Source organism: Sphingomonas sp. SRI_018, assembly GCF_057586275.1.
The window spans coordinates 139,734-155,496 of sequence record NZ_JBYCZO010000003.1 but is presented as its reverse complement, the minus strand read 5'-3'; the positions used below and the strand labels follow the sequence as shown (position 1 = coordinate 155,496).

Here is a 15,763-nt window from a genome sequence, read left to right as displayed (position 1 = left end):
CCCTTCCCTCTCCCAGCGGGAGAGGGAGGGAGGCGCCGAAGGCGCCGGAAGGGTGAGGGCGACTGCTGGTTCATTCCGCCGGCTGGAGTTCCGCACCGGCCGTGTCGCCGCCGCGCTTGCGAGCACGCGCGATACGGTCGCCGATCGTGCGGCAGACGACGTAGAAGGTGGGGGTGTAGATCAGGCCGAACACGGTGACGCCGACCATGCCGTAGAACACCGCGGTGCCGAGCGCCTGGCGCAGCTCGTAGCCGGGGCCCGAGGCCCAGACCAGCGGCACGACGCCCAGGATGAACGCGAAGCTGGTCATCAGGATCGGGCGCAGGCGCGTGCGGGCCGCCTCCACCGCCGCTTCGACCACGGTCGCGCCGCGCTCCTCGGCCTGCTTGGCGAACTCGACGATCAGGATCGCGTTCTTGGCGGCGAGCGCGATCAGCACGATCAGGCCGATCTGGGTCAGGATGTTGTTGTCCATGCCCCTCAGGTTCACGCCCGCCATCGCGGCGAGCAGCGTCATCGGCACGATCAGGATGATCGCGAGCGGCAGCATCAGGCTCTCGAACTGCGCAGCGAGCACCAGGAAGACGAACACCACCGACAGCGCGAAGATCAGCGCGGCGATGTTGCCGGCCGCCTTCTGCTGGAAGGCGATGTCGGTCCACTCGGTGGTGAAGCCGCTCGGGAGCCCGGTCGCGAGCCGCTCCATCACCGCGATCGCCTGGCCGGTCGAATAGCCGGGGGCGGTCTCGCCGTCGACCTCGACCGCCGGGAAGAGGTTGTAGCGGGTGACGCGATAGGGGCCGGTCTTGTCGACGAAGGTCGCGACCGCGCCGACCGGCACCATCTCGCCGGTGTTGGAGCGGGTCTTGAGCTGGGCGATGTCCGACGGGTCGTCGCGCGCGGCGGCCTCCGCCTGCGCGGTCACGCGGAAGGTGCGGCCGAGCAGGTTGAAGTCGTTGATGTACGCGGAGCCCAGGTAGACCTGGAGCGCCTCGAACACGCGGCTCGGCGGCACGCCCAGCATGTCGGCCTTGGCACGGTCGATGTCGGCATAGACGCGCGGCGTGGCGGTGTTGAACAGCGTGAACACGTTGGCGAGCTCGCGCTGCTGGTGCGCCTGGCCGATGAGCTGGCCGGCGGCCTGCTCCAGCGCCTGGTAGCCGGCGTCGCTGCGGTCCTGCACGATCATGCGATAGCCGCCGCCGTTGCCGATGCCCTGGATGACGGGCGGCGGGATCACGAACACGAACGCGTCGTTCACGTCGGCGAGCGCCGCGCGCATGTCGTTCTCGATGTTGCGCTCGGTCCGGTCGGTGCCGGCGCGTTCCGAGAACGGCTTGAAGGTGATATAGGCCGCGCCCGCGTTCGACGCCTGCGTCTGCGAGGCGCCGTCGAAGCCGGCGAACATCACCGCCGCCTCGGTGCCGGGCACCTTGAGCAGCTTGCTCACCACCTTCTTCAGCACCGCGTCGGTCTGCTGGATCGAGCTGCCGGGCGGCAGCTGGATCGCGGCGAGGGCATAGCCCTGGTCCTGCGCGGGGACGAAGCCGGCAGGGGTCGCCCAGAAGATCGCGCCGGTGGCGAGGATCAGCGCGGCATAGGTGGCGAGCGCCGACTTGGGCGCGCTGGTGATGCGGTGGGTGAGGCGCGAGTACCAGTTGCTCAGGCGATCGAAGCCCTGGTTGAAGCGGTCGCCCGCCAGCCAGGCATAGCGCCGCCAGCCGGACGCCGGCGCCTCGGTCGCGCGCGGGCGCAGCAGCAGGGCGGCGAGCGCGGGCGACAGAGTGAGCGACAGGATCAGCGAGATCACGGTGGCGGTGGCGATCGTCACCGCGAACTGGCGGTAGAACTCGCCGGTGATGCCGGTGAGGAAGGTGGTCGGCACGAACACGGCGCAGAGCACCAGCACGATCGCGACCAGCGCCGCCGACACCTCGTCCATCGACTTGTGTGCGGCTTCGCGCGGGGAGAGGCCGTGTTCCAGATTACGCTCGACGTTCTCGACGACGACGATGGCGTCGTCGACGACGATGCCGATCGCCAGCACCAGGCCGAACATCGACAGCGTGTTGAGCGAATAGCCGAGCCCGGCCAGCATCGCGAAGGTGCCGATCAGCGACACGGGGATGGCGACGATCGGGATGACCGCGGCGCGCCAGCTCTGGAGGAAGACGATGATGACGATGACGACGAGGATCATCGCCTCCAGCAGCGTCTCCTGCACCGCGTGCATCGATTCGCTGATGAACTCGGTCGGGTTCCAGATGATGCGGTATTCGAGGCCCTTCGGGAAGCTCTTGGCGGCTTCCTTGAGCTGGGCCTTCACCCCCTCGGCGGCGGCGAGCGCGTTGGTGCCCGGCCGCTGGGTGACGCCCATGATGATCGAGTCCTGGCCCGAGAGATAGGCGTTGACGCCGTAATCCTCGGCGCCGAGCTCGACACGCGCGACGTCGCGCAGGCGGGTGATCGCGCCGGTGGGATCGGTGCGGATGATGATGTTGGCGAACTCGTCCGCGGTCTTGAAGCGGCCCTGCGTCTCGACGTTGAGCTGCTGCGCGGCGCCGGTGTCGAACGGCGGCTGGCCGACCACGCCGGCGGCGACCTGCACGTTCTGTGCCCTGAGCGCCGAGACGATGTCGCCGCCGGTGAGGTTCAGCTCGGCCGCGCGGCCGGGATCGATCCACACGCGCATCGCGAAGTCGCGCGCGCCGAACACCTGGACGTCGCCGATGCCGTCGACGCGGGTCAGCCGGTCCTTGAGCTGGGTCAGCGCGTAGTTGGAGACGTAGCTGCGGTCGAGCGAGCCGTCGGGCGACAGCACGTTGATCGCCATCAGCCACGACGGCGAGGTCTTGCGGACCACGACGCCCTGGCGGCGCACCTCCTCCGGCAGGCTCGGCTCGGCGAGCGCGACGCGGTTCTGCACCAGCACCTGCGCGGTATCGAGGTTGGTGCCGAGCTTGAAGGTGACGGTGATCGTCAGCCGCCCGTCGCCGGTCGACTGCGACGACTGGTAGAGCATGTTGTCGACGCCGTTGATCTGCTGCTCGATCGGCGCAGCGACGGTGTCGGCGACGGTCTCGGCCGAGGCGCCGGGATAGTTGGTGGTGACCGTCACCGTCGGGGGGACGACGTTGGGGAACTGCGAGATCGGCAGGCCGAAATAGGCGAAGGCGCCGATGATCGTGATGATGATCGCGATCACGCCTGCGAAGATCGGCCGGCGGATGAAGAAATGACTGAGACGCATGTCGGGTCTCCTCGGCCCGTCGCGGGCCGGAAAGGGGCGTAATTGGGCGCGGGCGGGACGGCGTTCCGAGCGCAGTCGAGGCGGACGTAGGGCGCCGTCCCGACTGCGCTCGCCGCGGACGGCCTGGTGGGTGGGCCCGGCCGTCCGCTATCCCGTGCCGCTACCCCGCGAGCGTCGCCTGCGAGGCGGCGGGCTGCTCGACCGCGGCGTCGGCGCCGGCGGGCGCCGGCTGCGGCTTGATCGTGGTCGGCTTCACCGTGACCTTCGCGCCGGGCTGGGCGAACTGGATGCCCTGCAGGATCACCTGGTCATTGGGGGTGAGGCCGGAGCGGATCACGCGCAGCCCGGCGACGACAGGGCCGGGCTCGACCGGCTTGGCGGCGACGGTGCCGTCCTTGCCGACGACGAACACGACCTTGCGCGCCTGATCGGTGCGCACCGCCGAATCCGGGATCAGCAGCGCGCGCGTCGTCCCGCCCTGCGCCAGGCGCATGTTGCCGAACATGCCGGGCGTCAGGAAATAGTCGGGATTGTCGATCACCGCGCGCACGCGGACCGTGCCGGAGTGCGAATTGATCGCATTGTCGGTGAAGTCGACACGGCCGTTCCAGCGATAGGTCGGCTCGTCCTGCAGCCGGACCTGCACTTCCTGCGCGGCCTTGCGGTCGGCCTGCCGGTCGCGCTGCGCCTTGAGGTACAGGGCTTCCGAGCTGTCGAAGGCGAAGTAGATCGGGTCGAGCGCGTTGATCGTGGTCAGCATCGTGCCGCCGCCGTCGCTCGCCGAGACGAGGTTGCCCGGATCGATGCGGCGGTCGGAGATGCGGCCGGTGATCGGCGCGCGGACCTGGGTGAACTCCAGGTCGAGCGCGCGGCTGCGCACCCGGGCCTGCGCCCCGGCCAGCGCGGCGCGGGCGGCGCGGACGCGGGCATTGAGGCGGTCGATGTCGCTCTTCGACACCGCGTCGTCGGCGAGCAGCCGGTTGGCGCGGGCGAGGTCGGCCTCGGCGAGCGCGAGGTCGCTCGACGCGCTGGCGACGCCGGCGCGCGCCTCGGCGAGCGCCGCCGCGAACGGGCGCGGGTCGATGGTGAAGAGCAGCTGCCCCTGGCGGACGATCGCGCCGTCGGTGAAGTGCACCGCGGTGACCTGGCCGGAGACGCGCGGACGCACCTCGACGCTGCGGCTCGCCTCGAAGCGGCCGACATAGTCGTCCCACTCGTTGACGTCGCGCGCCAGCGGCGTGGCGACGGTAACGGTGGGCGGGGGCGGCGCCGCCGCGGCGGGCGGGCTCTGTTCGAAATAGGCCACGCCGGCGCCGACCACGGCGACGGGGAGCGCGATGATCGCGAGCCGCTGCCACAGCGGCCGGTCGGCGATGCGGCGCGCCGGCAGCGGCTCGCCCTCGGTGGTGTTGATCGGGGAAACCATGTTCATCGGTGAGCCCTTCGGTTGCGCGCGGCGCGCGCGACGCTGATGCTGTCGACCAGCAGTTCGTAGTGATCGAGGGTGAAGCCGGCGGCGACGAAGTCCCGGACGTCCTCGCCGGGCACGGTGTAGCCATAATGCCAGCTCAGCACCGCCATGCGGCGCAGCGCCTCGAGGCGGGGATCGGCGAGCTGCGGGTTGGGCCGCTCGCCGAATAAAGTGCCGAGCGCCGCCGCGACGCGCCCTGGGGTGCGCAGCGTCGACAGACTGTCACGCTCGGCTAACGCCACCACCGACCATTCGAGCGCGGAAAAGCCCGCGCTGCGGTCGACCGGCTTGGGGGAGGTCCGGTCACGGACGGTGGTGACGAAATCGGTGCCGCCGGTTTCGGCGAAAGCGACATAGGCCATGCTCATGTCTCCCTTGTCCTTGTTCGAGGCGCGCAAACGCCTCCCCATCGCCGCGGCGAGGCCGGCGGCGTCAGTTGCCCATGCGAATCTGTGCGGCGAGAGGCGCAGCTTCCCCCTGCGCAGACAGGCTCGAAGCCTGCCGGTCAGCCGACTAAATCAATACCTGACGAGCGATTGCGTCGGGTCCGTCAGGGTCCGGCGCGAACCGCGAGAATATGGCAGTAGCGCATCGCTTGTCCCTTTGTCGGGGCGTTCCCCTATCAGGAGGGGCCGGCCCGAAGGGACAGCTCCACCTTCTATACTGTGCAGTATAGAAATCCCGCTGCGCTGCGTCAACCGCTTTTTATACCGGTCGATAAATTTTGTCGAGGGGTGGGGTGAAGGTGAGGTTTTTTCCCCTCCGTCACCCCGGCCTTGGGCCGGGGTCCACTCATCCGCGAACACTGAAGAAGAGGAGCTTGCTGCACCGTTGAAGCAGGAGCGGCTACAACGTCAGCGCACTGTGGACCCCGGCCCAAGGCCGAGGTGACGGAGGGAGGGAATGGTGGGCTGGAGATATTACGTCGCTGTCGGCGGAGGATCGTTGCACGGCCACATCGCCATGCTGGTCTCGACGAGCTTCTCGAGTTCGGCGCGGGTGGCGCCGGCGCCGGCTTGCACCGCCATGCCCTGCATGATCGCATAGAGATGGCTGGTGATGCCGGCCGGGTCGATGTGGGCGGGAAGGTCGCCTTCCTCCCGGGCGCGTTTCATGCGCTCGACCAGCGCCAGCTTGGCGATGTTGCCGCGCTCCAGCACCTCGTGGCGGATCGATTCGGCTTCGGCGCCGCAGGCCACCGAGCTGATCACGCCCAGGCAGCCGCGCGGCTCACAGCTGCTGGTCTGGTTCTCCAGGCTTCCGCGCAGCATCGATTCGGCGACCTCGCGCGCGGTCGGCTTCTCAAGCGACTGGCCGACATAGGCCATCTTCTCGCACTCGTAGAGATCGAGGGCCTTGCGGAACAGCGATTCCTTGTTACCAAAGGCGGCGTAGAGGCTGGGGCGGGTGATGCCCATCGCCTCGGTCAGATCGGTGAGCGAAGCACCCTCATAGCCCTTGCTCCAGAACACGCGGAGCGCGGCGGCCAGGGCCTCATCGACGCAGAATTCGCGAGGACGGCCTTTGTGCGGCGTGCTCTGCGGCGTCGCGGGCCGGTCAGCGGTGATGGTTTCCATAACGAGCGGTATATAATGGAAACCATAAAGAAAGTCCAGCGCTTACCCGGATTCGGGACGAACCGGGAACGATAGCTTCCTAATGAACTGTCGGACGCTACGGCACCGCAGCCCCCGTAAGGGAGCTGCGCGCCGTAAGGGCTTATATAATCAGAAGCTGAAACCTGCCGAGACCTTGATGGTGCGCGGCGGACCATCGGTGCTGTAATCGTTGGCATCGAACGCGCGACCGGGCAGATTCTGCAGGCGCGTGCCGGTAAGCGCGTCGAATCGGTTGTAGTTGCGGTCGTTCAGCAGGTTGATGACGTCGACGCGGAACCGCAGCCGGGTCTGGTCGGTGATGAAGCCCAGCGGAACGTATTTGGTCAGCGACACGTCCAGCTGACGATAGCCCCAGCGGTCGCCGTTGCCGTCGACCTCGGTAGCGACGACGTCGCGCTGCGGCGGCGTGCCGACGGTATCGACGAAGGTCTTGAGGACCATCGGCGAGGCGATCTGGAACTTGGCCGCGAAGGTCATATCGAACGGCAGGTCCGCAGTACCCGCGACGACGATGCGATGCTTGCGCACGCCCGACGAGGCGGTGAACGGATAGTCGTCCATGCTCGGGTAATCGAGGCTGAACAGCTGGCCGAACTCGCGGTTCTCCTCCGCCTTGGTATAGGTGTAGGTCGCGTCCAGGCTCCACGGCGACTCGCGCGTGTAGCGCTTGGTCAGCTTGAGATAGGCGCTGTCGGCGCGCGTCTCGAGGCCGTTGGTGCCGATGATGATCGAGCCGTAGCCCGGCGGCGCGAAGCCGAACGGCGATTCGGGCGATCCGCTTGCCGGGAAGAAGGTGCCGTCCGGCCGCCGGTTGCCGAGCAGATAGACGAAGCCGTCCTTGCTCGAGACATGGCTGTAGCCGGTCTCGAGGTCGAGCAGGTTGAAGCGGCCGCGGATGCCCAGGCTGAACTGGTCCGAATAGGGCATCTTGAGGTCGTTGTTGATGAAGCGCAGCTCGCGGGCGCCGCCGCCGGGAACGCCGGCGAGCAGCTGCGCGCGGCCCTCCGCGGTCAGGTAGACGGGGTTCCATGGCAGGCAGGTCGGGCTGGGGCTCGGCGAGCAGGTGTTGTCGGGATCGCCCGTGTTGAAGTTGAAGGTGCGGGTGGCGTACAGGCCCTGCGCCAGCTCCTGCTGGATGAAGTCGAACTGGGTGCGGTCGTAGGACCGGCCGTAGCCGCCGAAGATGGCGAAGCGGCCGGCATCGTCGAGCTCATAGGTGAAGCCGAGGCGCGGCTGCCACGCCCCCTTGAACGCCTTCCGCTCGCTGCCGGTCGAGATATAGTCGCGGATGTCGTAGTTGGTGTTCAACAGGTTCGGATAGAGCGGCTGGCCGTCCGCACCGGTGGTGACGCCGGTGACCAGCGCGGCGATCGCCGGGTCGGTGACGTAATTGAGGTAGGCGGGCGTGCGCTCGTAATCCCAGCGCAGGCCGAGGTTGAGCGTCAGCCGGTCGGTGACGTCCCAGTCGTCCTGGATGTAGAGGCCGAGCTGGAAGTTCTTCGACCGGATATGCGGATCGCCGTCGCCGACCGGCGCGGAGAACTGCAGGCGGTAGGGGACCTGGTCATTGAAGGCGGTGCCGCCGTTCGGGTCGTAGGTGACGTTGTAGTAATAGAGCGGGTTGAGCCCGCTCTGCTCGAAGGTGTTGAGCGTCACCCACTTCGCCTTGACGCCGACCTTGAACGTATGCCCCTGAAGGCCGGTGTAGGTGAAGTCGTCGGAGACCTGCCAGCCCTTCTGACCCTTGTCCTGGAAGTTGTTGCCGCCGCCGAAGCGCAGGATCTCGCCGGTTCGTACGATCGAGCCGTTCGCCGGGTCCGGAACGCGCGCGTTGAAGAGCGTGACGATGCCGTCCTGAGCGGGTCGCGGATTCCACGTCACGTTCTCATAGGCGACCTTGAAATCGTTGATCCAGGTGTCCGCCGTGTGCTGCCAGCGGGCGAGGCCGCGCCATTCCTTGACCTTGGTGATGCTGCGCGTGTCATAGGCGTTGAGGCCGCTGTTGAACTGCTCGTCGTCCTCGTTGCGGTATTTGAGCGAGAATTCGAGCAGGTCGTTGCTCGTCGGCTCGACGTCGATCTTGCCGAAATAGAGATCCTCGTTGAACTCCTTGTTGTAGGAGCCGAAATAGCCGCGATACTCCTCCGGGAAGAAGGACACCGGCAGCGACATGCCGGGCGACACGTCGCGCGGCTCTACGCGGCGCTTGCCTTCATAGGTCACGAAGAAATGCGCGACGTCCTTGACGATCGGACCGCCCAGCGCACCGCCGAACTGCATGTCCTTGCTCTTCACCTTGGCGGGATTGGCGCCGAACAGCTCGATCGGGCGGTAATCGCGCAGATCCTGGTTGGTGAAGTCGATGAAGCCTTCGCCGTGGAACTCGTTGGTGCCCGATTTGGTGGCGGCGGTGATCGCGACCGAACTGACCTGGTCGAACTCGGCCTTGTAGTTGGAGCTGATCACCCGGTACTCGCCGATGGCGAGCTGGGGGAAGGGATTGCCCGAGCTGGTGTCCTGGCCGGTGACGCCGTTCTTGAGGACATAGTCCTTCTGCCCGACGCCGTCGATGAACACGTTGACCGAGTTGCTGCCCTGCGCGCCGCCCTGGACGCGCGAGTTGCCGCCGGCGTCGGTGATGAACTGCACGCCCGGCGCGAGATCGGCGAAGGCGAGGAAGTTGCGGTTGATCTGGGGCAGCTGGTCGATGAGGCGCTGGGTGATGGTCACGCCGACTTCGCCGCCCTCCATGCTGCGGATACGGTTGCCGGTGACGATGATGTCGTTCGCGCCGGCCGGGGTTTCGGGCCGTTCGGTCGTCTCTGGGGCCGGGGCAGGCGCCAGGTCGAAGTCGAAGCTGGCACTCTGCCCGACCGCGAGCGTGAACTCGTCGGTGGAGCGGTTGCCGCTCGGCGTCACCACCTCCAGCCGATAGCGGCCGGGGCGGAGCGACGGGAAGTTGTAGCCGCCGTCGGGCGTCACCACCGCGGTGCGGCGGAAGCCTGTGGCGACTTCGATCGCGACGACCTGGGTCGGGGCGGCGCCCTCGGCGGCGCCGGTGATGCGGCCGCGCAGCGAAGCGTTGTTGACCTGGGCGTGCACGGGAACGGCTGAGACCGCCGAAAGCGCGCTGCCGACCAGCAGCGCCGCCGCGAACCGCGTCAGTCCCCCGCGCGCCGCGCCGCCGTTGCACCGAAATCCGATCATGGTCTCTCCCCTTTGATGTCCGGCCTTGAAACCGGTTACATATCGTGGCTGTCATCTGCTTGGTCGGCGTTCGCGTCAAGACGCAATTTGGCAACAGGCCGCTGCGCCGCCACGCTCTGTGCCGCGTGCTGGCGCGGCCGGTCCGGCAGGATCGCGAGGAACTTGCCGAGGCGGCCGCGGCGATAGGTCAGCGCCTGGTAAAGGGCGAGGCTCGCCTTGGCCCAGAGCCGATAGCCCGCGAACCAGCCCGTGCGCCTGGACAGGGCGAACAGGCGACGGCTCCAGCGGCTGATCGCGGCGCGCATCCGATAGACGAGCCTGCGGCGGAGCGGGAGGCGGCTCTTGGACGGTGCGACACGTTTGCGCGGGACGAGGCCGGTGCGGTGCCAGGTCAGGCGATAGGCAAGGCCCTCGCGCCGGTGCCTGAGGCCGGCATCCTGGGTCGCGATCACGAAGGCGGCGTCGACCGGTTCGAGCCGCAGCCGGCCGGCGGCGCGGCCCTGCTCGATCATCCTGCGCAGCTTTGGCGTGCGGACCACTACGACGTTGGTACCGCGCCCGTCAGATGAATAGGGCTCGACCCAGGCGTCGCCGAAGGCAATGTCGGCGGTCTCCGCCGTCACGTCGTCGCAGAAATTACAGGCGGAGTTCTGGAAGAAGCCGGCGCCCCAGTCGCCTTCGGCCAGGTGCCACCAGTCGCGGTTGACGGTGCGGCCGTCGCGGAGCGTCAGCTCGGCGTTGTACCAGTTCGCCGGGCGCTCAGGCCATTTGCGGCGATAATCGATGCCGGCGACCTCCGCCGGATCGACGCCCATCTGCCGGGCGAAGCTCTCGACCATGTGCGCGCTCTTCATGTGGCCGCAGAACAGGCCGAGTGTCGTGGTGATGCGATCGGCGAAGACGGGATCTGCGGCGCGCTGGAGGTGGACCGCCTTGATGAAGCACGGGATGCCGACGACGGCATAGCGGCCTGGCACCTCGCGGATCTCGCGCAGCACGTCGGAGAGCTCGATCGGATAATAGCGCGACTTGGCGCCCTCGCGGACTGCCTGCTCGGTGCGTGATATGCGGTAGCGGAACAGGCGGCCGTCGGCTTCGGGATCGGTCGCAACGACATGGGCGACGCCGTCGACCTCGCCCCGCCGCAGCAGTTCGGCGGCGACCCAGCTCACCATACCTCCCGAGCTGCCGTTCCTGCGGAAGTCGCCCTCGTCGGCGTGGCCGACATAGGCCGCCTCGAACCGGCCGATCGCCGGGTCGTGGATGGGAGCTGTGGGGAAACGGTTGGTGGCGATCGCGTCCTCGTTGCGGGCGGTGGGGGAGAAGGGGCAGGTTTGCGCCAGTCGTTCGCTCGGCGATCGCATCACCGCTGACGGAGCGCGGGGCTCGAGTTGGCCATAGCGGTCCCATCCCATCTCCGCTTTGTCCGACGCGCAACTTCCGCAGCCGATGCACAGCCCCGACGCGACGACGTCGCGGCGGCTGATGGCGGCGGTCACACCTCCCCCAGCGCAAGGTCGAGGAAGTGGTTGGAACGCTGCCGTGCCTCGCGGATACGATCGGCTGTGTTCGCGGCGAGCGGCGTGGCGAGGAGATCGCCGACGACGGCGGGAGCGGTGCCGGTGTCGATCAGACGGTGCTCGGCGCCGACGCGACGGGTCAGATCGCCGAGTTTGATCGAGCGATAGTCGGAGGCGACGCAGGCGAAGGGCTTGGCGTTGACCAGCGCGAACACGCAGCCGTGGAAGAAATTGGTCACCACCGCCGCCGACGCGGCGATCAGGCGGCGGAAATCGTCGGGATCGGCCTCGATCCGCTGCTCGTCAGCCCAGTCGTTGCGGTAGCCGATGCTGATAAGGCGGTGCCCGGCCTTCTCCGCCCAGACGCGGACGGTGCCCGCGAACCAGGCGGGGAAACTGTGGCCATAGACGGCGACCTCACGCCGCGGCGGCTCGTCGGCGGAAGGCGGGGGAAATTGGAGGCACGGGTCGAGCACCACCTCCGGCGCCTCGCCGAGTGCGCCGGCCAGCAGTGCGCGGCTGTTGTCGTCGCGCACCGAGATCGCGTCGAAGGCGCCAAGACGCTCGGTCCAGCTCGCGTCGATGCCGTCGTTCGCATCATGGTTGCCGAAGCTGGCGGCATAGGCGGCGAGGCGGCCGGCGCGCAGGCCCTCGCCGAAGAAGATCGGCTTGGCCGAATACCAGGGGTGGCGGAAGTTCCACACCTCGTCGCTGCCGACCAGCACCAGATCATAGTCGCCGGCCAGCGCGGGCATCTCGAGCGGGAAGCAGTGCGAGCGCGGCAGCCGCTCGAAGGCGCGGAGGAAGCGGCGGGCCTTCTCGCCGTAGCGGCCGAGGTCGCGGCGCTCGGTGCGGCGCGGGAGCTGCGGCTGGAAGGCGCAGCGCCATTCGGCCTGGCGGACGCTGCGGCTGTCGTGGTCGAGCAGCACCGCGTCGTGCCCGCGCGTGCGGAGGCCATCGACCAAGCAGCGCGCCTGCCAATAGGAGCCGTAGTTGATGCAGCGGTGGAAGGTCAGCACGCCGATCCTCATGCCGCCCGCGCTTCCTCGATCAGGCCCGCGGTGTAGATGCGGTCGAGCACCTCGGCTGAGGCGATGAACCGCTCGGCGGCGGGGTCGAAGCGGGGCGAGGCCGCAAGTTGGATCGCCCAGGCGGCGGCGGAACGGGCACCCCAGTCGTCGGGCGGGTCGGCGAGGCGTTCGGTGTCGGTCCCGGCGAAGCGATCGGCGATGAAGTCGTAGAAGGAGCCGCCGACGTTGCACAGCGCCGCGCCGCCCCCGGTGCCGTAGAAGGCCGCCTCGATCACCGCATCGCGGCCGGCATGGAGGCGCCAGGAGCAGGCGAGCCGCACCGACACCTCGCCGGCCAGGAAGCTGGCGACGGCGAAATCCTCCACCTCGTCCGCGCCGGCCGGTGCTCCGCCCTTGCGCAGGTCCGCCTCGACCGCGGTGACGGGCGGGAAGCCGAGCGTCCACAGCGCGAGGTCGACGAGGTGGACGCCGAGGTCGATCACGCACCCGCCGCCCGAGAGCGCGCGGTCGTAGAACCATGGTTTGTCCGGGCCGTAGGCGTTGTGGAAGGTGAGGTCGATCGCGAACAGCCGGCCGAGCTCGCCGCGCTGCACCAGCGGCGCGATCGCCTGCATCGCGGCGGTGTGGCGGTAGGAGAGGTCGACGCCGAGCAGCCGGTCGGCGGCGCGCGCGGCCTCGACGACGCGCTGCGCCTCGGCGGCGGTGCGGCCGAGCGGCTTCTGGCAGAACACCGCCGCGCCCGCGTCCAGCGCCGCCACCGCCTGCTCGGCATGGAGCGCGCTCGGCGTTGCGATCACTACGCCGTCGAGGCCCAGCGCCAGCATCTCGCCCAGCGAGCCGGCCTGCCGCGCACCCGGCGCAAGCTTCAGCGCCTCGGCGGTGCATTCGGGCGACGGGTCGCACACCGCCGCCGCCTCGACCGCGCCGGTGGCGAGCATCGCCGCCATCCGGTGCCGACCGATCCAGCCGGTGCCGAGGAATCCGATGCGCGGCGTCATGCGATCATCACCAGCGCCTTGACGAAGCCCTCGGGTTTGTCGCGGGTCGCGTCGAGTGCCTCGCCGAGCCGTTCGAGCGGATAGCGATGGGTGTAGAGCGGCGCGGGATCGAGCCGGCGGCTCGCCACCGCCTCGACCGCCTCGCGCATGCCCTGCATCTGCACGTCGGGATCGCGCTCATGGGCGTTGATCACGTCGATGCCCTTCCAGTTCCACATCTGCATGTTCACCTGGCGCGGTCCGTCCTGGTGATAGCCGGCGACGATCAGCTTTCCGCCGAACGCGACCAGCTCGCCGGCGAGGTCGAGAGGCCATTGCTTGCCGACCGCCTCGATCACGCGGTCGCACAGACGATCGCCGGTCAGCGCCTTCACCGCGTCGATGATCCTCCAATGATCGTCCATCGCGATGGTTTCCGCGGCGCCGTATCGGCGGGCGAGTTCGAGCGATTCCGGGCGGCGCGAGATCGTGATCACGCGCGCGCCGGCCGCGCTGGCGAGGCGGGTGAGGATCGCGCCGAGGAAGCCGATTCCGACGATCGCCACGCTCTGCCCCGCACGGATGTCGCTGCGGCGGAAGACGTTGAACGCACAGGCGATCGGCTCGCCGGGGAATGGCTTGCCGGCGAGGCCGGGCGGGAGCTTCACGACCATGCCGGCGTCGGCGAGGTCATAGTCGGCGAAGCTTCGGAAGGAGACGGCGGCGACGCGGTCGCCGGGCGCCAATCCTTCCACGCCTGGCCCAACCGCGTCGACCGTGCCCCAGCCTTCGTGGCCGAGACCGCCCGGATCGCCGGGATAGGTCATCCACGGCAGGCCCGCCCAGGGCTCGAGGTTGGAGGCACAGACGCCGCAGCCCTCCAGCCGGATGCGGACCTCGCCCGGGCCGGGCTCGGGAACGGCGGCCTCCTCGATGCGGATTTCGCCGGGAGCGGCGAGCACGGCGGCGCGCATCAGGCGGCGCTCCACTGCAACCAAAGCGCTTTCCGGCGATTGGCCTCCCGGAGATAATCGCAATGCCCGATCCGGCCATGCCCGAGATGACCGCGACGCTGCGCGACAACATCGCTCGCCTGACCGAGCGACAGCGTGCCGAGGCGAGCTCGGCCCCATTCAGCCAGCAGCTGGCCGACCGGATCACGCGGTTTACCGGATCGATGACGTTCGTGGCGATTCATCTGATCCTCTACGGGGCTTGGATCGCGATCAATCTCGGCTGGATTCCGGGGGTGCCGCGCTTCGACCCCAGCTTCGTCGTGCTGGCGATGGAAGCGTCGGTCGAAGCGATCTTCCTTTCGACCTTCGTGCTGATCAGCCAGAATCGCATGGCCACGGAGGCAGACCGCCGCGCGAACCTCGATCTCCACATCAACCTGCTGGCGGAGCACGAGCTGACACGGCTCGCGGGGCTGATCGAGCGCATCGCCGAGCGGGTCGGCATTCCCGTCGACGACGCCGAGCTCGAGGAGATCAAGCGCGACGTGGAGCCGGTCGAGGTGCTCGACGCGCTGGACACGCGCAAGCGCGCCGAGGGGCTCGAGCCGTAGCATCGCCGCTCAATCCGCGATGAAGGCTTCGAGCGCGGCGAAGGCCTCGTCGTCGGGCATCTGCCGGGGCGGGTGCTTGCAGAAGAAGGCGGCGGCCGGCTCGATCGGGCCGGCGAGGCCACGGTCGCGGGCGAGCTTGGCGCAGCGGATCATGTCGATCGCGACGCCGGCGCTGTTGGGGCTGTCCTCGACCGACAGGCGCAGCTCCAGGTTCATCGGCACGCCGCCGAACAGCTGGCCCTCCATCCTCAGGAAGCAGACCTTGTTGTCGTTCTGCCAGGCGACATAGTCGCTGGGGCCGATGTGGATGTTCTCGTCGGCGATGCGCTCGGCGGCGACCGACTGCACCGCCTCGGTCTTCGAGGTCTTCTTGGAGGCGAGGCGCTTCCTCTCCAGCATGTTGAGGAAGTCGGTGTTGCCGCCCGTGTTGAGCTGGTAGGTGCGGTCTAGCTTGACCCCGCGCTTGCGGAACAGGTCGGTCAGCACGCGGTGGACGATGGTCGCGCCGAGCTGCGCCTTGATGTCGTCGCCGATCACCGGCACGCCCGCGCGGCGGAAACGCTCGCCCCAGGCGGGATCGCTGCCGATGAACACCGGCATGTTGTTGACGAAGGCGACCCCGGCTTCCAGCGCGCATTCGGCATAGAACTCGCTCGCCTGCTGCGAACCCACCGGCAGATAGTTGACCAGCACGTCGGTGTCGGTCTCGCGCAGCGCCGCGACCACCTCCTCGCGCGTCGCCTCGGGCTCGTCGGCGGGCAGGAAAGTGCGGTCGTCGGGGAACTCCGCCATATGCTCGGCCACTCCGTCGAGGATGCGGCCCATCCGCACCTTCGTACCCGTCGGCGTGACGCGGTCGGCGAAGACGGCGGTGCAGTTGGGCTTGGCAAAGATCGCCTTGGCGACGTCGCGGCCGACCTTGCGTCGGTCGACGTCCCAGGCCGCGACGACGCGGATGTCGCCGGGGCGGTAGCCGCCGATCTCCCAATGCATCAGGCCGACGGTGTCGTTGGCGCCGGTGCGGTAGTGTTCGAGGCCCTGCACCAGCGAGCTCGCGCAATTGCCGACGCCGACGATCGCGAGGTTGATGCCGCGCGGATGGGGGGAGAGCATGCGGTCCT

The 15,763-nt window shown here is 68.6% G+C and carries 11 protein-coding genes; 1 reads left to right on the top strand and 10 read right to left on the bottom strand.

Annotated features, from left to right (window positions below):
• Nucleotides 1–70: 70 nt before the first annotated feature.
• From AC2YHA_RS16190 to AC2YHA_RS16150, 9 genes are all read right to left on the bottom strand, one after another.
• Complete coding sequence (locus tag AC2YHA_RS16190; protein WP_487402427.1) at nt 71–3,250, bottom strand: efflux RND transporter permease subunit; 3,180 nt, start codon at nt 3,248–3,250, stop codon at nt 71–73.
• Nucleotides 3,251–3,410: 160 nt separating this feature from the next.
• Nucleotides 3,411–4,682: an efflux RND transporter periplasmic adaptor subunit gene (locus AC2YHA_RS16185; RefSeq protein ID WP_487402426.1), complete on the bottom strand. Its 1,272-nt coding sequence runs from the start codon at nt 4,680–4,682 to the stop codon at nt 3,411–3,413.
• The gene (locus AC2YHA_RS16180; RefSeq protein ID WP_233784028.1) at nt 4,679–5,083 is read right to left on the bottom strand and encodes a hypothetical protein; all 405 of its coding nucleotides are present in this window, start codon (nt 5,081–5,083) and stop codon (nt 4,679–4,681) included. The genes AC2YHA_RS16185 and AC2YHA_RS16180 overlap by 4 nt, the downstream gene beginning before the upstream one ends.
• A gap of 558 nt (nt 5,084–5,641) precedes the next feature.
• Complete coding sequence (locus tag AC2YHA_RS16175; RefSeq protein ID WP_233784027.1) at nt 5,642–6,298, bottom strand: TetR/AcrR family transcriptional regulator; 657 nt, start codon at nt 6,296–6,298, stop codon at nt 5,642–5,644.
• 150 nt (nt 6,299–6,448) lie between these two features.
• Nucleotides 6,449–9,547, bottom strand: a complete 3,099-nt coding sequence (locus AC2YHA_RS16170; protein WP_487402425.1) for a TonB-dependent receptor — start codon at nt 9,545–9,547, stop codon at nt 6,449–6,451.
• 35 nt (nt 9,548–9,582) lie between these two features.
• On the bottom strand, nt 9,583–11,046 hold the full coding sequence (locus AC2YHA_RS16165; RefSeq protein WP_487402424.1) for a Coenzyme F420 hydrogenase/dehydrogenase, beta subunit C-terminal domain: 1,464 nt from the start codon (nt 11,044–11,046) through the stop codon (nt 9,583–9,585).
• Nucleotides 11,043–12,098 carry a polysaccharide pyruvyl transferase family protein gene (locus AC2YHA_RS16160; RefSeq protein WP_487402423.1) on the bottom strand — a complete coding sequence of 352 codons (1,056 nt, stop codon included), beginning with the start codon at nt 12,096–12,098 and terminating at the stop codon, nt 11,043–11,045. The genes AC2YHA_RS16165 and AC2YHA_RS16160 overlap by 4 nt, the downstream gene beginning before the upstream one ends.
• Nucleotides 12,095–13,096 (bottom strand): Gfo/Idh/MocA family protein, encoded by a 1,002-nt coding sequence (locus tag AC2YHA_RS16155; RefSeq protein WP_487402422.1) that lies wholly within the window; start codon nt 13,094–13,096, stop codon nt 12,095–12,097. Before AC2YHA_RS16155 ends, AC2YHA_RS16160 begins: the two co-directional genes overlap by 4 nt.
• Nucleotides 13,093–14,049 carry an MDR/zinc-dependent alcohol dehydrogenase-like family protein gene (locus AC2YHA_RS16150; RefSeq protein WP_487402421.1) on the bottom strand — a complete coding sequence of 319 codons (957 nt, stop codon included), beginning with the start codon at nt 14,047–14,049 and terminating at the stop codon, nt 13,093–13,095. The genes AC2YHA_RS16155 and AC2YHA_RS16150 overlap by 4 nt, the downstream gene beginning before the upstream one ends.
• Before the next feature lie 62 nt (nt 14,050–14,111).
• On the opposite strand from AC2YHA_RS16150, the gene AC2YHA_RS16145 reads away from it, so the two are divergent.
• Nucleotides 14,112–14,642, top strand: a complete 531-nt coding sequence (locus tag AC2YHA_RS16145; protein WP_233784021.1) for a DUF1003 domain-containing protein — start codon at nt 14,112–14,114, stop codon at nt 14,640–14,642.
• 9 nt (nt 14,643–14,651) lie between these two features.
• Here AC2YHA_RS16145 and AC2YHA_RS16140 read toward each other — a convergent pair whose 3' ends face one another.
• Nucleotides 14,652–15,755 carry an inositol-3-phosphate synthase gene (locus AC2YHA_RS16140; protein ID WP_487402420.1) on the bottom strand — a complete coding sequence of 368 codons (1,104 nt, stop codon included), beginning with the start codon at nt 15,753–15,755 and terminating at the stop codon, nt 14,652–14,654.
• Between the last annotated feature and the right edge of the window lie 8 nt (nt 15,756–15,763).